The organism is Pseudoalteromonas sp. CST2, assembly GCF_028599385.1.
GTDB classification, from domain to species: Bacteria; Pseudomonadota; Gammaproteobacteria; order Enterobacterales; family Alteromonadaceae; genus Pseudoalteromonas; species Pseudoalteromonas atlantica.
Map to the genome: position 1 here is coordinate 69080 of NZ_JAQREO010000014.1, position 17633 is coordinate 86712.

The following is a 17633-nucleotide window of genomic DNA, read 5'->3' on the forward strand; positions in this document are numbered from 1 at the left end:
AGTTACCAACCTTACACCACAGCTTAAACACATTTGACTCTAGAGATCGGCTCGCTCTAAAACAATTATTGTGCATTCATCGCACAACTATGAAATAGAACTGATAATTGTTATCATACGCAGGTCTGTGGCAATTACACAAAAAATAAACTATGAGAAAAACACTTTTTAAAATTCACAGCTGGGTAGCCCTTATAGCGCTTATTCCGCTGCTTGTTATCAGTATAACTGGTAGCGTTTTGGTATTTAAAAGCGAGATTGACGGCTTACTAATGCCAGACAGTCACTTTGTTGTACAACAACAAGCCAACCGCTTACCTATTGATACACTTATAACAAAAACTCAAAAAACCTACCCTGAGTATGTTGTTGGTAGCTGGGAAATATTTAACGATGATACTGCTGATCGGGTTTATTTAATTAAACGCGGTACAGAGGACTGGTATAAATTTCATTTAGATCAATACACGGGCAATATTTTATCGGAGCCAGTAGGCACTAGCCATTACTTTACCGACTGGTTTTTAGACTTACATTACACCTTTTTACTTAACGATTTAAAAAGCTTACCAGGGCAAACTGGCACTGTTTTAGGGTTCTTTTTTGCGGTGTTCTTTTTAGTACTGGGTATTACAGGTCTTATTATTTATCGTAAGTTTTGGCAGCGGTTATTTAGTATACGCTGGCGTGCAACTCTGCAAATAGTACTTAGCGACATTCATAAAATGACCGGCGTAATTGGCTCGCCAATTATTATAATTTTAGCCATCACCGGAGGCTACTTTAACGGCGCGGTGTGGTATCACGAAGTAATTGAACACGCAGAAGAAGAGCACTTTGTATTAACTAAAAATTTATACAATGAAGAGATTTCTTTTCAGCACGTACTTGATGACAGCCAAAAGCAAATACCCACCTTTAACGGTACGTTTTTAGTAATGCCGCTTGAGCCAGACGAAAACATAACGTTATTTGGTGAGGTTGATACCAGCAACCCGCTTGCCAGTGAATATGCCAATACCGTGACTTACAATAAGCTAACGGGCGAGCATATGGCTAACTGGGACATTCGCGAAGTGGGTGTAGGTTGGCAAGTAATTGATAGCTTTAGAAAACTACACTTTGGTTATTTTGCAGGTCTCATTAGTAAAATAATTTGGTGTGTTATTGGTTTAAGCCCCGTTTGGCTTGGCGGTACTGGCTTTTATTTATGGTTTACTCGCCGTAAGCGTAAAAAACAGTCTCAAAAAAACCGCTTAAGTAAACACCGCACTGTAAGTGCTTGATTAAAAAATCACCTCGCTGTAATGTTAAAAATCACAGTGAGGTGATATATGAAATATTTAGTTTTTACACTTAGTTTATTGCTAACTGCTTGCAGTAGCACCCCGCCCGAAGCGCCAATTAAAAAAGTACAACTTACCCATATAATAAATCACTCGCTGTTCGAGCAGGTTAAAACACCTAGCGAGCACAGTATTTTTGAGCTGTCGGAGCCTGAAAAAAGCGCATTTTTAACCTACGCACACTCACGTTTAAGCAATGTTCGCGCTGATGAAATTATTTTTAATTACCTGCAAAACCAGCTCACCAACTTTAAGTATGATGGCGCCACCCTCACAGCCCAACAAGCGATTGAACGCTCAGAAGGTAACTGCATTAGTTTAGCCATACTTACGCAAAGCTATGCGCAGCTTTTAAATCTCGAAACCAGCTTTCAAGAAATGACGAGCGAACCTGTGTATGCCAAAGAAGGCAATGTAATTTATGTTGCTAACCACTTTAGAACGAAAATTTACGCCCCAAAAAAAGAAACAGATGAAGATATTATTGTAATAATTCGCGCAGGCACGTTAATTGATTACTTCCCCACCCGCGGCAGCTTTTATTCAGGCAGCGCTACGTATAACGATTTACTCTCTAATTTTTATAGCAACTTAGCCGCCACGGCACTAGCCGAAAACAACCTTAATAAGGCTTACTCTTTAATTATGCAAGCCAACCGCTTTACCACAAACGATGCAGAGCTGTTTAATATAGCCGGCGTGCTGCACCGCCGTGCAGGCGATTTAAAAAGCGCTCACATGATTTACCAAACCGCGCTTGATAGAAACGATATAAGTATAAATTTAATTAATAACTATCGAATATTAGCAAAAGAGCTGGGAGATAAAACACTAGAAAAACGCCTAACAAGCCAGCTTGTTGATAAAGAAAAAGATCCCTACGAGCTACTCGTTATTGCTAAAAATAACTTACATCAGGGCAAGGTCACTCAAGCTAAAAAACAACTCGAACTTGCCATTGCAAAAGCCCCTTATATATCGGAGCTCTATTTAGAGCTGGCTAAAATTCGCTACCAACAAGGTAACACAGCGCAAACACAAAGCTTGCTAGAAAAAGCCATCCAGTATGAGCGCAATAAAGAAAGGCTAAACGTATATCAAGCTAAGCTTGCGTCGCTAAACAAGCACAATTAACCATCGGTATTTTAAATTAGTTTAAACGCGGCTTTTGCTAATGCACTTATTACACAAGTGCATTAGCGTGTTATAGCAATTTACTTAAAGCGAGTAGTAAAAGCTAAACCAGCCGCGCATTTCATCCTCAAAGCTATCGCCTTCTACGCGGGATAATCCCATATTAAAGGTTAAATCGTTCACACCGACTGGGCCTAACCCAAAGCTAAAATTGCCTTGATACTTTAAACCATAACTTTGTGCGTATACCGCATCATCTACCTGATGCTGTTTGTAATAAAGCCACGGCATGCCTTCTTTAAAGCTAAAACCACCGCCATAACCCATGTAGCGCTCAGCAGTTGTGCTATAAAATGGCAGCTCTGATGAAAGCACAAACTCACTATTTTGGTGTTCGCTAATTAGGTTTGAGCTAAATCCGCCTAGCGCTAAGCTGCTATCATCGCGCTGCTTTTGAGTAAAATTAATATAAAGCGGCACATCAAACGCTTTACCAAATACTTTGGCCGCTAAATCATAGCCATCCCAATTATTGTTTTTACTGCTGCCATCGTAATACTGGGCATTAACACTTTGCCCTATAGCAAATGCTTGGCGGTCGTACTGCCAGCTTTGTGTAATGCCTATGCGTGCCCATTTATTATAGTCTTGCTTATAATCGGTATAGTTATAAGCCAGCTCTGGCGTTATGCTAAACGCCGCATATTTAATCGGGTAACTTAAGGCTGCAAAACCACCTCGCGCAGATACATCTGCATTTTCGCTCGCTTGGTATTGTTTTGCGGTATTTAAATCATAATCAAATACACTCAATTTAAGCTTAACTGGCAGTGCATTGTATTTTGCCTGGGCATACCCACCGTGCAAAGCATCATCATTTAAATCAACACTATAGCCCGCTTGAAGGTCTAACTGTTTAAGTAAGTCACTACTTTTAACATTTATATTTAAAGCACTTGAAGCGGCCGAGTAATACTGTGCGCCTAGCGCTAGGCTCGCATGCTGCTCAAGCACATCGTAGCTGCTTTGTTTACCTACATTTTCGCTATATATTTTTGCTTTAGGCAAAGTGTACTGATCAACTAAAAGCAGTGGCGCGCTATTATCAAGTGCTAAATCAGTGACTATTTCCCCCTCTAGCGTACTCGGTAATTGCTTTACATTAGGCCCATCAGCAGTAATAGATAAATAAAGTAATGCCCCTTCGTTTGTTTCTAGCGGGTGGGCAACGGCTTCTTGGCCCTGAGTAAGTTTAGTTAATGTGCTACTTGCAATATGGTAGCTATAAATATCAGTTGAGCCTTTTAAGCCAGCTACAAAGTAAATTTTTTCTCCGTTTTTACTAAAGCTGGGTTGGCTTAGGTATTGATACCCGTTTGGCATAGGCACGGTTTGGTGAGTATTACTGGCAACATCTTGTATATACAATTGCCAATTCTCATTTAAATTGGCTGATACATAAGCTAATTGGGTTTCATCAGGGCTAAAAGTTGGGTAGTCGTAAGCTGTTTTTAAGCTTTTAGTAAATAAAGGGGTAATGGTTTGCGTTGTTAAGTCTACTTTTACTAATTCTGAGTAGCCACCACGTACTTGCTCGGCGTAAAGAGTTTCTCCATTGTTTGTAACACTAAAGCGGCGTAAGCCAGCAAGTTTAGTTAACTGCTCAACTTTTCCGGTTTCGGTGTTATAACTAAAAATATCAGACACTTTGTTATAAATACCCGTCTCTTCACGTGTATAAGCATTAAAGTAAAGTGTGTTGTTATTTACCCATTGTGGATTAGCAATTCCCGCTCTGTTTATTTGATTTAATACGTGCTTTTTCTCACGTTTAAATACACTCGGGGCATTATCAGGTATATCCAATGCATCGTTTTCTAATAGCGCTTTTTGTGCTTTTGTAAATTCATCTTCAGCTTTAGTATTATCCTGCGTGCTATAAATAATAAGCTTGGTTTTTTTATCTTTATCGCGCTCAACAATCGCAAGTTTACTGCCATCTTTTGAAAGCGCAGGGTTACTTGCGTATAAGTTAAGCTTTAACCACAGCTCGCTGTTAAGCGCAGGCTCTGACTGCTCTTTAGCCATCGCTTTATAGGTATATTGTGCAATAAAGCGGCCATATAACTTAGCCGCACTTTGGCCAAATATCCCAGTAAAGGCCTCGTTAAAATCGCGCTTTTTAACTGCCTGCATACGTGTCCAAACGGCATCGAGCATTTGCGCTGAATAAGTTTGCTCTAGCCAATTTAAAAACCGGCTGCCCATTAAATACGCCATAGAGCCAGCCATAAAACCGCCCTCTGTATCGCTTAGCTGGCTATAGCTAGGCAATGCCCCCTGCTGGGCAAACTCAATGAGCATTGACTCAGTGTAGTTATCAAATAGTCGCCCTCGGCCCGTCATTTTTGACTCAAGCAAGGTTGCATAACCTTCGGCTACCCAGCGCGGCATATCACTGTAAGTTAAGTCGTAAATATCCCACACACCCCGTATTTTTTGCTGCCACGTGTTGCGTGTGGGCTGCGCTAAATGCACTAAGTGAATATATTCGTGCAATATCAGTAATTGCTGCCAGCCACTAATGTTAGAAACCACCGTATCTGATTGCGGGGGCGTGGTAAAAAGGGCCATTAAAGGATTATTAGAAGTAGGTAAAGCAAAGCCATTGGGCGCATTTAGGGGATCAAACACCACCACATCAACTACTTTATCGAGCGCTCGGTTTTGCTGCTCAAGCACTTTGGTGCGTACTATTTCAAGTTCGACCGCTGTCGATTTAGCATAATCGGCGTTTTCGGTGCTGTAATGCACATTAAAATGCTCGGTATGAATAGTTTGCCAATCAGCAGCTAAGGTAGGTGTGGCTAATAACAAAGAAGCAGCGATGAGTGATTTTTTCATAATAATCCTTTAAATGATTGATACCACTTAGAGTATTATTAAACCAACTAATGTTGCAGTAAAAAAATGTAACAAAGCTTATGAAAGTGTATAATTTATAAGCTTTTAAATTAAGCAATGCCTTGTTTTACATGCAAAATCAATAACGCCGTTAACGCTTTATTTGGCAACCTAAAAAGGCTAAATATGTAAGTCGATTGGTATAATTACATCCAGTTACGCTGCGTTGACTCCGCCTGATAAAGAGTAAAATCAATTATATAATCAGCATCTTGCTGCTTTATATAGGGCATAAAGGCAAATCCTGATGCAAGTTGTATATACAGGCTTTTAAGCCCTGCGCGGCGCATAAAGTAGGTACTAATACTGCGTGCACTTTGCGCTTTATACAGTTCAAACACACGGTAATGCACACCTATCATACCTTTGCGTACCACCATGTAAAAACGGCCGTTGTCTTCATGCAAATAATAGCCATAACGCTGATAAGCAAGCGTTACTAATCCCGCTAAAATAAGTAATACTCCCAAGCTAAGCCAGGCATTAAAGTCACCTAAGTAACAGCCTAACAGTACAATAGCGCTTGGAATTAAGGCATAAAAGCTCAAGTTTTTATAAAGTAAGGCCGGTTCTGCGCCGTTAAACTGCAATTTTTTGCTATTAAACCACGGGTAAATCCATTGGCAAACGCTATCTACTTGCTCGCTATTTAAAACGGGTAACACTAAGGTTTGTTTATTTTTTTTAGCAGCCACGCCCGCCGCTATACCGCCGCTACTTGCTTGTAAGCACTCAACGGTAAAACGCTTTAGTAACCGCCCCATTAGGTTTTGTTTTATAACTATAGATTGCACCTTATCCATGCTCATAGACAACTGATGACGCTCTAATAAGCCAGCAATACGTTTAAATTTTTGACCTTTAAAGTAAAGCTCAAAGTTATAAAAACGAATAAGCGACATACCTACCGACAACATCACAGCCGTTAAAACAAGCAAAGCAATAAGCGTTATCATGGCAAAGGTTGCAGCACTTGCCAGTAAACCAAGCTCTTGCTGATAAAACCCTTCTACCTTAGCAATAATTTGCTGCTCTAAAAAATCAACCAACACATTTATAAAAGGCGCAATAGCGGCCATTGCTAATATAGCCATATTAGACATTAAGCCAAATTTAGCGATTTCTTTATTACTGATATGTAAGCTATTTTCTGCTTCAAAATGCTCGCTTGAGGGTGTTTGCTCGTCGGGTTGCTGCTGCGCCTTAAAGGCAAAAATTTGTTTACGCATTTGCTGTGCATAGGCTTTGGTAACACCTGGCAATACCGCCTCTTGGGTTACGCTGCCTGCGGCATCAAAAATACAATTAACCAAATTAACGGGCGTAAAATAAAAGGGCTCAGCAATATTAACGTTTTGCACGCGCGAAAATTTTAACGTTAGGCGCTCTTTTTTAAACACCCCTTTGTTAAGCAAAATTTCGTGATCGTCGCTAATGCAAAACTTAAAATTTATGTAATATAAAATTGAATATATTAGCAGTGTCACTATCGCAATAGCACCTGCAACTTGCGCCCAAAACAGCTTGTTTTCTACTTGTGTTACAAACACCACAAGCATAGGCAGCAGGTTTAAAAGCCCGTCTTTTACAAAGCGCACACTAAAATACACCACAAAATACAACACCGCCCAAGGCGATACTTTTTGCCAATGTAGTGAGCTACGTTGCTCCTCGCTAATGGTATTACTCATTTGCTAATTCAACCTGCGCGGGTGTGCCGTCTTGGCGATAATTTTGTACAAATTGGCGTATGTTTTTGCACTGCGCGTGGGTTAAGCCACTTATTTGTAAATCAGCACTGACCCCGCCGGCACTAAATAACTTTAAACTGGCTAACTTTAGTTTTCGCTCAATGGGGCCTTGGTGAATTTCCATATGCTGTACGCGCGCGAGGGGCAAAATAGTTATTTGCTGCCAAATAACCCCTTTTTTAAACGCAATATCGTGATTGCGCAGCGCAAAGCCCTGCAGCTTAATACTCAGGGCGTTATAAAGCATTGAAAGCAATATTAAAATAGGCACGCCTATCAGCAAGTAGGTTTGTGCTTTGTTAGCAAACGCTTCGTTAAAGTAACAAACAGCAAACAGTACCGCGCAAAAAGGAATGTAAAACGCCAGCCAATTAAGTTGCACGTGTAGTAACGCTTTATCGGCCAAGGGGTTGAGCTGTATTTCGCTATGCTTTGGTAAATCCATTACTTGCTGATTATCAAACACGATTTTAAGTACCTTTCCTATTTACTGACTGTTAAGCCCAGCTGATTGTAGTAACTAACGTATGGCTTTGTTTAGGCTCAAGTGTCACGTTATCTTCTAACACATTGGCGGCTTCTAAACACACCATGCTCAGGTATTCATCGTCAGCAAAATTAGATAAACGCTTAGATTTTTCTATCCATGGGTTCCACAGCACACACGAGCTTGAGTTCTCGCGGCTTACATTAATAATCCCATCAGGGGTGTGAATGTGTTGCTGCTTAGCGGCCTGGGTATAAACCATATCGGTTTCGCGGGTAAACTTCACTGGCGCATTTTGCGCAAACGGCCCTTCGCCAAATTCAATATATTGCGCGCCTTGTAAACCTTCTACATGGGTGTGTTTTATATCTGAGGTAGGAAAATAGCTGTGCAAAGCCTGCGTATAGCTAAAAGGGCTATTACTTAAATTAGTGGTTGTTAAACGCACCTGTAATTGCTCGCTCAAAACAAACTCAACCTTTAACGCCGATTGGTGCGGCCAATACGTTGGGTTAACTAATTTCATGGGTAAGTTTAAGCTAATTGTAATGTGCTCATCATCTTCATGCACAGCATCAGCTTGCCATAAACTGGTACGTGCAAAGCCATGTGCTGGCCAATCTTGGTTTTCATGATTACCAAACCAAGGCCAACAAATAGGAATACCACCGCGAATGCTCACCCCTTCTTGAAACGTCTCGTTTTTAGAGACCCAAATAAGTGGCTTGTTATTTTTTGGGATGAACTCGGTAATTTGCCCGCCTTGCAAAAATATTTTTGCATCACACTTTGAGCTCGCAACTTTTATAAACTCTAGGCCGGTTTCGCTTTGTTCAATGCTAACTGATGGCGATAATTTCATGTTTTTCCCTACAATGCTGATATTAAAGATTTTTAACATGTGCATATAAACAATAATGCATGTGCAAAGTATACGCTATACTCACTAAACATTGCGTGCATAATCTGTTCATTGGCGATTAATACATACACAGCTAACTTACAAACAATTACCAATTAATAACAGCTGTTATAAATAACACTAATGCGTATAAATAATGGCCATGCTTTAAGGCAGTAAAACCGCGGGTAAGCTTAGGCAAACGCATGTTAAATTTATTAAGGTATTAATGCAGGTGGGTATAATACTAAAGTCTAAACCATAAGACTTGCCAATTATTCACAACATACGTAGTGTGCGCACCACAATGCAAACAATATGCTAATAACATTTAATAAATTTTAAACAAAATTATACTATTTTAGTTTCTGCTCAAACTAATAAAAACCAATAAACATGGGCTCAAGCTTAATTTATTATTTGAATTCAATTTATTTGATGTGTAACATTCCGCGATTACGGCACACCTTTGGCCCATCGACGAGATAAGCAAATGCAAAAATATGACGAATTATTAGTTTCTTTACGTAAAGTAATCCGCGCGATTGACTTACATTCTAAGCAGCTAAATAAAACATCAGGTTTAACAGGCCCACAATTGCTTATAATGCAAGAAGTAGCGCACACCGATGGAATAACAGCAAGCCGTATCGCTCAGAATGTTAACTTAAGCCCGGCTACTGTAACTAATATTCTTGATAGAATAGAAAGCAGAAACCTTGTAACACGCGTTCGTAGTCAAATGGATAAACGCCGAGTGAGCTTATACCTCACCGAGCAAGGGAAAGAGTTACTAGAAAAAGCACCTCAGCCACTGCAAGAACACTTTATTGAAAAGTTTTCTGCACTTGCAGAGTGGGAGCAAAGTTTATTGCTTTCATCTATGCAACGCGTTGCAGCAATGATGGATGCTGATAAGTTAGACGCATCACCTCTGTTAGAGGTAGGCGCGTTAACTCAAACACCAAATAAATAAAAAAAATAAAAAATAAATTTAAATTAGTTCTTACATCATTCGTAAGGGGCTTTTGGGCACCTTGAATTTTTTTATTTTTTAATCAAAACCTGAGCATCAACAATGACTAAACTCTCAAAATTAACGCTAGCACTAATGCTTGGCGGTGCAGCAAGCACAGCTAATGCAGCCGATCTCGACACACTGCAAAGCCAATTAAAGCAGCTTAAGCAACAAATGCAGTTGCTTGAACAGCAGCTTGCTGATGAAAAATCAAAGCAAAGCCAAATCAACAAGCAACACGAACAACAAGTTGCCGAGATCAGTAAAAAGGCCGACAACAAAGAAGTTGTTGTTGCCGCCGCTGCGCCTGAACAAGAAGATGAAGGCATTAAAATTGGCGGTGCCGTACGTTTTAACTACAGCACAAACACCTACGATGAAGACACGCAAGACCGTGGCGGCGATTTAGACTTTGAAGTATTTCGCCTTAACTTATCGGGTGAAATTAGCGATATTTCTGTAAATGGTGATTTTCGTTTTTACGATTACATGACCATTGTTAAGTATGCATACTTAGGTTACGAATTTACAGATGGCTGGGAAGCGCAAGCTGGTATTGCACCTGTACCGTTTGGTAACGGCCCATACAACTCACACAGCTACTTTTTTAGCACCAACTACTACGTTGGCCTAGAAGATGACTTTGATTTAGGTGTAACAGTAAACCGTAAACTTAAAGACAACTGGAAACTAGACCTCGGCTTTTTCAAAAATGATGAAGTAGGCGGCGTTGATGGCAGCTCAGAAGTTAACGAACGTTACTCTTACGATATTGTTGGTAGCCGTGCAACAACCGAAGGCACCTACGACGCACCAGGTTCACGCCTTGGTGAGTACAATACCTTTGCTGGTCGTACAGTGTATCAAATTGAGCACAGCGAAAACGCTAAAACCGATATTGGCGTATCACTACTAAGCGGTGGTTTGCACGACGGTAACGGCCGTGCAGGTAACTACGGCGCGTGGGCGTTTCATGTAAATAGCCAAATTAATAACTGGAATATTCAATTTCAGCACGGCGAGTACGACTACGACCTAGATGACAACAGCAACCGCTTTGTAGTTGGCGCGTTTGATTACTACGATACCGTATCAAGCGAAGCAACCATGACCAACTTTAACGTAGCTTACGACCTATCGCTTGATTGGGGCCCAGTAACAGGCGTTCAATTTTACAACGATTACGGCATTATTTACGACAAGTCTGACGACAGCCCAGATACGTGGATGAACGTTACAGGCATGAGCGTATCGGCCGGTGCATTATTTACTTACTTTGACTTTATTCAAGCACGTAACCAGCCATTTATTGGTGGCTCCGTTGCAGGTGATGGCGACACAGAACGTCGCTTTAACATCAACGTAGGTTACTACTTCTAAATAAGTAAAACATATTTAGTATTTTAAAAGGGCAGACTTAGTTTGCCCTTTTTTGCGTTTATAGGGTTCGATTTTATAACTATTTGGCCTACAATCCTAACTAACAGCCATTACTTAAAAGAGCCTAAGTGAATATAAAAGCAGTATTTATTTGTTATAAAAACTTATGGCTTAAAGCACTTGGGTTACTGTTAGTGGCTCTTGGCATTGTTGGTATTGTGCTGCCGGTTATGCCTACCACCATTTTTTTTATTCTTGCGCTTACCTGCTTTACTCGCTCATCACCGGCGCTTGAACACTGGCTACTTAACCACCCTCGTTACGGCGTTACCTTACAACAATGGCAAGCGCATAAAGTAGTGCCTATAAAAGCAAAATGCTACGCCGCGATTGGTATGCTTATTGGTTTTGTATTTTTGCTTTACTCAAACGCCCCTGTTTGGGTTATTTACCTTGTTGGCGTAATTGAAATAGCCGTTATGATTTACCTAATTTTAAGGCCCTCGCACCCACCAAGTGCTAAATAACCACCCTTTTTTGCATGCACACACTGTTTTGCCAAAAATTTAATGTAAAGTTAAGTAAGTAAATTTGTAATAGTTAATGCAAATGATTATCATGTTCTAAATTTAATTTAATTACTGTTTTTATGGCGTTTATTAATAAGCGGGCTTTGTACAGCACAAGCCGTGCGCTCCATATTTATATTTCTACAGCTTTGTTTTTTTTGCTTATTTTATTTTGCGTTAGCGGCATTGTACTTAACCATGTTGATTGGCTTAAAAACGACAAAAGCAACGGCCAAGTAAGTACCGCTATTCCTCAAGCGTTAATGGCTAAAGCGAATACTCAACTAGATACATTACCCACTCTCTACCCAGACATAGAAGCGTTTTTTGCCGAGCAATACGCGCTCACTAAAGTTAAAAGCATTGAGTGGGAAAAAGAAGACGCGCTGGTTATGCTCGACTACCCACTACCGGCAGGTTTTGCTTACGCAGAGCTTGATTTTACAACCGGTGAGCTAAACCTAGATTACCAAACCGGTGGCTTTTTAAGCCTGATTGGCGATTTACACAAAGGCCGCCACAGTGGCGCTGTGTGGAGCTGGGTTATTGATATTTCAGCGGTATTGATGATTATTTTTTCAATCACCGGGATGATTATTTTATTTCAAAACAGAAAAAAACGCTTGGCAGGAATATGGATAACCGTTTTAGGCATAGCAACGCCTTTGGTTATTTATTTATGTTGGGTGCCACAAATTAAAGGAGTGTCTTAATGTTAAAAGTAAGTACGGTACTAAGTGCAGCACTATTAATGGTTGCCGCATTATTTCAAACAACTGCGCAGGCACAAACGCCACAGCTAGAGATTGAATTAACCCTACCCGATCTTGGTGTACAACCTTACCACCGCCCATACGTAGCTGTTTGGCTAGAAACGCCAAAGCGTAAACACGTAACGACGCTTGCGCTATGGGTTCAAAAAGCAGAATGGTTTAAAGATTTGCGCCAATGGTGGCGTAAAGCGGGTAAAACCGACATTAACTTTGACGGCATAAGTGGTGCAACTAAGCGTGCAGGTACTTACACCATTAACTGGCAAGGTAAAGATTTAGACGGCAATGCCGTAAAGCCTGGCAAATACCTTTTAAACATTGAGGTTGTGCGCGAAGAAGGCGGCCGTGATTACAGCCGCGTAGAGCTTGATTTATCGCAAGCTGGCAAAGTGACCATTGAAGGTAAAAAAGAATTTTCGACAAGTTTTGTAACCGTAAGCACTAAGTAGCTGCTACTTAATCATTTGAATTTAAGGAAATACAATGAAAATTAATTTATTAAAAACGGCTTTAATTGGCGCACTTAGCTTATCGGCGCTGGTATCTACATCGGCAAGTGCACATGGGCGCTGGTTATTACCTTCGCACACGTCATTATCTGGCGACAAAGCGCACTACGTAATGATTGACGCGAGTATTTCTAACGAAATATTTGCACCCGACAAAGCCTTTAAGCCAAAAGAAAAAGGCGCAGAGTACGACGACACACTACTTATGGCCCTTGCACCAAACGGTGAAGAAGTGTCTGAGACCATTCGTGCTTATTACCTAAAGCGTAAAAGCTCAGCGGCGGTAAGCCTAAAAGAAGAAGGTACTTACCACATTGCCATGACGCAAAAGCCAATGTACATGACCTTCTACAAAAACGAAGAAGGTAAGCGCAAGCGCGTATTTGGTAAAAAGTCAGAAGCTAAATTACCAAGCAACGCAAAAGATGTAACCACAACTAAAGTGATTTCTACAGTAGATACATTTGTAAGCCGTAACGGTACTTCTAAGCCTGCACAACTTGGTTTAGGCCTTGAGCTTAGCGGCCCAACGCATCCAAACGATTTATTTGTTGGCGAGCAAGCGCGTTTTCAGTTACTACAAGATGGCAAGCCAGCGGGCGAAGGCATTGAAGTAAGCATTTTAAAAGGCGATACACGCTACCGTAACGAACGTGGCGAAATAAAAGTAACAACCGACAAAAACGGCATGTTTAGCACAACCTGGAAAGAGCCAGGCCTATACCTAATCGAAACCTCTAACAAAGTTAAAGTAAACGAAGAAGGCGTAGATGCCGGTCGTTATGCTCTATTCACGACGTTAGAAGTAGCACCTGAATAATTTTTTGCGTAATTTATAAAATAAATAAAGGCCAAGCACTCGCGTGGCCTTTTTACTTTTTAATAACTTTTACTCACACTCCCCTTGAATTCGCAACCATTCGACACAAGATTGCAACTCGAGCGATCTAAACGTCTATAGCGGGCGTAAACTGTCATTTTAGTTGTTAACAACTTAGAATAACTTAGACAGTTTTTATCTTTGCACACAGGTAGTGCCTTCTATATTATGCGCTCCTTTGAAAAATCAATAGTCAGCAGCCCTTAAGGGAATCAACATCATGTTAAAGCAATTATCAGCCAAAAAAGTAGCACTTAGCCTGGCCGTTACCTCTGCGCTTGGCGCGTCTTATTCTCCTGCATTTGCTGCAGAACAAGACACTCAAGCACAAGAAAGTATTGAAGTGATTTCGGTTACCGGTACCCGCAGAAGCCTGCGCAGTATTGCCGAAAGTACCGTACCTGTAGATATTATTACCAGTGGTGATATGCAAAGCACGGGTCAGCTAGAAATTAGCCAAATACTGGCCAACCAAGTACCTAGCTTTAACTACCCAAGCGCCACCATGGGTGATGGTACAGACCACGCTAAACCTGCTGTATTACGTGGTTTAGCACCCGATCACACCCTAGTGCTTATTAATGGCAAACGCCGCCACGCTGGCGCGCTATTAAACTTAGCGGGTGTTGTTGGCCGTGGTTCTACCGCTGTTGACTTAAACATGATCCCAACATCAGCCATTAAACGCGTAGAAGTACTACGTGATGGCGCAGCAGCGCAGTACGGCTCAGACGCCATTGCCGGTGTAATTAACATTGTACTTAAAGATGCCTCAGAAGGGGGCAGCGTAAGCGTAACCTACGGCGAGTATGACACCCAAATGGCTGGCGTACCTCAGCTAGAGAGCACCTACGCAGATGCCGGTGGCAACCTTGCCTTTAATACCGGCGCCGACCGCGAAGTAAACGACGGCGCAAGCCGTACAATTAGCGCAAACTCTGGTTTTGAGCTTTTAGATAACGGCTTTGTTAACGTATCAATTGAGTATCGTGATAACGACTCTACGCAGCGCTCAGGCTTTGACCCGCGCGAGCAATACGACCGCCTAGAAGATGGCAGCCTAGACCCACGCGAATTTACTATCGACCGTTACAACCACCGTTTTGGTAAAGCAGAGCTTGAAGACTACGCACTGTTTTACAACATGGGTTACGATTTTGATAACGGCTATAACCTGTACTCGTTTGGTAGCTACTCAAAACGCGAAGGTAATTCAGGTGGTTTTTACCGCCGTGCAAAAGACAGCCGCAACGTGTTAGAAGTGTACCCAGACGGCTTTTTACCGCAAATTGAAACCGACGTACAAGATTACTCATTTGCCCTAGGCCTGCAAGGCGAAACTGGCGAATGGACATGGGATGTAAGTACCAACTACGGCCGTAACGACTTTGGTTTCGGCGTTGTAAATAGTATAAATACATCTCTAGGTGCCGACAGCCCAACCGAATTTGACAACGGTGCATTGGTTTACGATCAGTTTTTAGTAAACGCTACGGTAAATACAGTGCTAGATTTTGGCTTGCCAGATGACGTATTTTTTACTGTAGGTGCAGAATACCGCCACGAAAGCTACAAAATTGAGCAAGGCGAAGAAGCCTCTTACATTACCGCTTTAGATAGTGATGGCAATCCAATTGCTGCCGGTGGCGCACAAGTATTAGCTGGTTTTGGCCCAGAAAGCGTAACCGATGAAAGCCGCCATAACGTAGCGGTATTTGTTGAATTTGATACTTACCTAACAGAAGACTGGAACCTTGTTTTAGCGGGTCGCTACGAAGATTACACCGACTTTGGCGATACATTTACATCAAAGCTTGCGTCGCGTTACAGCATTAACGAAAACCTATCATTGCGTGGCGCAATTAGCACAGGTTTCCGTGCTCCATCACTTGCGCAAAGCTCGTACCGCCAAATCTCTACCGTACTTGAGAACAACCAACCGTTTGAAGTAGGTTTATTCCCTACCGATTCAGCGGCAGCGCAAGCGCTAGGTGCTGAACAACTAGATGCCGAAGAGTCAGTAAACGTAACGGCTGGCTTTATGTACACGCAAGGCAGCTTTAGCCTAACTGTAGACGCCTACCGCATTGATATTGATGACCGTATTGTATTGTCTGAAAACCTAGAGGGCGATGCCGTAGTAGAAATACTGCAAAATGCCGGCGAGCTAAACACAGAAAGCGTACGTTACTTTACTAACGCTATCGACTCGCGCACGCAAGGTGTTGATATTGTTGCTACCTATAACTTAGATTTAAGCGATTTAGGTGACTTACGCTTAAACGTAGCGGCTAACTTTAACGATACCGAAGTAACGCACGTAGACGACAACCCAAGCGAGCTAAACTCACTAGGTGACGACTACGTTGTATTTGCACGTCGCGAAGTAGGCCGCTTTGAAGAAGGCACACCAGATAGCAAATGGAACCTATCAGCAGTGTGGAACTTTAACGAATGGCAAACCACCCTTCGTGCAACGCGCTACGGTGAAGTGGCCGATATTTCAACTACCGCCGATCGCGATGAGTACATAGACCCTAAATGGATCACCGACCTAGAAGTAGCCTACCGTCCAGACGAATACTGGAAATTTGCAGTAGGTGCAAACAACTTGTTCGATCAGTACCCACAAGCAACGGTAGATAACATTGGTTACTCTGACTTTGGCCAAATATTCCCGTACACGCCATATGCACCGTACGGATTAGACGGGCGTTTCCTATACGGTAATATTACTTACAGCTTTTAATAAATAACCTAAAAGCAAACACTTAAAAAGGATGCCATGTGCATCCTTTTTTAATTACTTCTTAGTGTATTTAACCACTTATTAGTAAATCCACTTTTCATAAACACATCTCACCCCAATAAAATCAATGACTTACAATTGGTCTCGTTTTTGCTCTACTATGCTTATACAAAACATGCATAAATAACAAACACAAAGGACTAAACATGAGTTCATCAACTGTATCTAACATTACAAAACCACTTTCACTTATTGGCGGCATTTTATTATTAAGCGGCTGTGTGTTTCATATATCGCCAAGCGTTGCCTCAGTAAAACAAACTCAGCAGTTATCACTGCCAAGTAATAACCTAGAATACTTAAACGTATTAAGCGGTGCAGGCTCTCTCGAAATTAAAGGCTCGCCCAATGCCACCAGCATAAGGGTAGATGCCACAATTTTTACCGCCAACATTGAAGACGAATACACACTCACCCTTGAGCAAAACGGCAAACAAGCTACCCTAGTTGCAAACAACAATACTGCCAGCGGTATGCGTTTTTACAGCGGCCAATCGCCACACATTGATTTAGTGGTTACCGTGCCTAGTAATTTAATGCTCGATATTGATGATGGCTCTGGCGACATTGCAATAAGCGCCATGCAAAATAACATTAACGTAGAAGACGGCTCAGGCAGCTTATCTATCAATAGCGCTAAAAACCTTACTATTGAAGATGGCTCAGGCGATATAACCCTTGAAAACATCACTGGTAACTTAGCGCTTACCGATGGTTCTGGCAGCGTAAATATTAATAATGTTAGCGGCAACGCCGTAGTTGATGATGGCTCGGGCGATATGCGTATTAGTAATGTGCGCGGCACCTTAACTGTTGAAGATGGCTCAGGCAGCATGGCTATTAATAACATTAATGGCGCAGTAGATGTAGACGATAACTCTGGCGATTTAGTAATTGAGCACGTGCAAGCAAGCGTAACCATTGAAGATGGTTCGGGCAATATTCGTGTAAACCACGCTATGGGGCTTACCATTACCGAATCGGGCTCTGGTGATGTAAGCATTGATAACATTAACGGCCCTGTAAAAGTAGCCGATTAATTATGACTAAATGATCCATTTTCAGCCACATGACCCATTGTATTTTTAAAGCCACTAAGCCATGCTAAAAGC

Annotated in this window: 14 protein-coding genes; 10 read left to right on the top strand and 4 right to left on the bottom strand. The window is 41.6% G+C overall.

The window, feature by feature from the left end:
- Positions 1-152: 152 nt before the first annotated feature.
- Positions 153-1286 carry a PepSY-associated TM helix domain-containing protein gene (locus tag PSH41_RS16110; RefSeq protein ID WP_273589496.1) on the top strand — a complete coding sequence of 378 codons (1134 nt, stop codon included), beginning with the start codon at positions 153-155 and terminating at the stop codon, positions 1284-1286.
- A gap of 48 nt (positions 1287-1334) precedes the next feature.
- Positions 1335-2480: a tetratricopeptide repeat protein gene (locus tag PSH41_RS16115; protein ID WP_273589497.1), complete on the top strand. Its 1146-nt coding sequence runs from the start codon at positions 1335-1337 to the stop codon at positions 2478-2480.
- 84 nt (positions 2481-2564) lie between these two features.
- Here the strand turns inward: PSH41_RS16115 and PSH41_RS16120 are convergent, their stop codons facing one another.
- The 4 genes from PSH41_RS16120 to PSH41_RS16135 all read right to left on the bottom strand — a co-directional run bounded on the left by PSH41_RS16120 (position 2565) and on the right by PSH41_RS16135 (position 8544).
- A complete protein-coding gene (locus PSH41_RS16120) occupies positions 2565-5384 on the bottom strand; it encodes a TolB family protein (RefSeq protein ID WP_273589498.1) in 2820 nt (939 codons plus the stop codon).
- Positions 5385-5590: 206 nt separating this feature from the next.
- The gene (locus PSH41_RS16125) at positions 5591-7135 is read right to left on the bottom strand and encodes a PH domain-containing protein (protein WP_273589499.1); all 1545 of its coding nucleotides are present in this window, start codon (positions 7133-7135) and stop codon (positions 5591-5593) included.
- On the bottom strand, positions 7128-7661 hold the full coding sequence (locus PSH41_RS16130) for a PH domain-containing protein (RefSeq protein WP_273589500.1): 534 nt from the start codon (positions 7659-7661) through the stop codon (positions 7128-7130). The genes PSH41_RS16125 and PSH41_RS16130 overlap by 8 nt, the downstream gene beginning before the upstream one ends.
- A gap of 31 nt (positions 7662-7692) precedes the next feature.
- Entirely contained in the window at positions 7693-8544 is an 852-nt protein-coding gene (locus PSH41_RS16135) for a D-hexose-6-phosphate mutarotase (protein WP_273589501.1), read from the bottom strand.
- Between the two features lie 532 nt (positions 8545-9076).
- On the opposite strand from PSH41_RS16135, the gene PSH41_RS16140 reads away from it, so the two are divergent.
- From PSH41_RS16140 to PSH41_RS16175, 8 genes are all read left to right on the top strand, one after another.
- The gene (locus tag PSH41_RS16140) at positions 9077-9559 is read left to right on the top strand and encodes a MarR family winged helix-turn-helix transcriptional regulator (protein ID WP_004586011.1); all 483 of its coding nucleotides are present in this window, start codon (positions 9077-9079) and stop codon (positions 9557-9559) included.
- A 102-nt stretch (positions 9560-9661) separates the two neighbouring features.
- A complete protein-coding gene (locus PSH41_RS16145) occupies positions 9662-10981 on the top strand; it encodes a carbohydrate porin (RefSeq protein WP_273589502.1) in 1320 nt (439 codons plus the stop codon).
- Between the two features lie 128 nt (positions 10982-11109).
- On the top strand, positions 11110-11508 hold the full coding sequence (locus PSH41_RS16150; RefSeq protein ID WP_273589503.1) for a YbaN family protein: 399 nt from the start codon (positions 11110-11112) through the stop codon (positions 11506-11508).
- 122 nt (positions 11509-11630) lie between these two features.
- Positions 11631-12263 (top strand): PepSY-associated TM helix domain-containing protein, encoded by a 633-nt coding sequence (locus PSH41_RS16155; RefSeq protein WP_004586014.1) that lies wholly within the window; start codon positions 11631-11633, stop codon positions 12261-12263.
- Positions 12263-12772, top strand: coding sequence for a DUF2271 domain-containing protein (locus PSH41_RS16160; RefSeq protein WP_273589504.1), 510 nt, complete (start codon positions 12263-12265; stop codon positions 12770-12772). Before PSH41_RS16155 ends, PSH41_RS16160 begins: the two co-directional genes overlap by 1 nt.
- 34 nt (positions 12773-12806) lie before the next feature.
- The gene (locus PSH41_RS16165; protein ID WP_024033999.1) at positions 12807-13652 is read left to right on the top strand and encodes a DUF4198 domain-containing protein; all 846 of its coding nucleotides are present in this window, start codon (positions 12807-12809) and stop codon (positions 13650-13652) included.
- 280 nt (positions 13653-13932) lie between these two features.
- Positions 13933-16461 (top strand): TonB-dependent receptor plug domain-containing protein, encoded by a 2529-nt coding sequence (locus PSH41_RS16170; protein WP_443197754.1) that lies wholly within the window; start codon positions 13933-13935, stop codon positions 16459-16461.
- Positions 16462-16667: 206 nt separating this feature from the next.
- Positions 16668-17561 (top strand): DUF4097 family beta strand repeat-containing protein, encoded by an 894-nt coding sequence (locus tag PSH41_RS16175; RefSeq protein WP_273589505.1) that lies wholly within the window; start codon positions 16668-16670, stop codon positions 17559-17561.
- The last annotated feature ends 72 nt before the right edge of the window (positions 17562-17633 follow it).

Coding starts and splice junctions, on each gene's coding strand:
- PSH41_RS16110 (WP_273589496.1), top strand. CDS start 153: ATGAGAAAAACACTTTTTAAAATTCACAGCTGGGTAGCCCTTATAGCG.
- PSH41_RS16115 (WP_273589497.1), top strand. CDS start 1,335: ATGAAATATTTAGTTTTTACACTTAGTTTATTGCTAACTGCTTGCAGT.
- PSH41_RS16120 (WP_273589498.1), bottom strand. CDS start 5,384: ATGAAAAAATCACTCATCGCTGCTTCTTTGTTATTAGCCACACCTACC.
- PSH41_RS16125 (WP_273589499.1), bottom strand. CDS start 7,135: ATGAGTAATACCATTAGCGAGGAGCAACGTAGCTCACTACATTGGCAA.
- PSH41_RS16135 (WP_273589501.1), bottom strand. CDS start 8,544: ATGAAATTATCGCCATCAGTTAGCATTGAACAAAGCGAAACCGGCCTA.
- PSH41_RS16140 (WP_004586011.1), top strand. CDS start 9,077: ATGCAAAAATATGACGAATTATTAGTTTCTTTACGTAAAGTAATCCGC.
- PSH41_RS16145 (WP_273589502.1), top strand. CDS start 9,662: ATGACTAAACTCTCAAAATTAACGCTAGCACTAATGCTTGGCGGTGCA.
- PSH41_RS16155 (WP_004586014.1), top strand. CDS start 11,631: ATGGCGTTTATTAATAAGCGGGCTTTGTACAGCACAAGCCGTGCGCTC.
- PSH41_RS16160 (WP_273589504.1), top strand. CDS start 12,263: ATGTTAAAAGTAAGTACGGTACTAAGTGCAGCACTATTAATGGTTGCC.
- PSH41_RS16165 (WP_024033999.1), top strand. CDS start 12,807: ATGAAAATTAATTTATTAAAAACGGCTTTAATTGGCGCACTTAGCTTA.
- PSH41_RS16170 (WP_443197754.1), top strand. CDS start 13,933: ATGTTAAAGCAATTATCAGCCAAAAAAGTAGCACTTAGCCTGGCCGTT.
- PSH41_RS16175 (WP_273589505.1), top strand. CDS start 16,668: ATGAGTTCATCAACTGTATCTAACATTACAAAACCACTTTCACTTATT.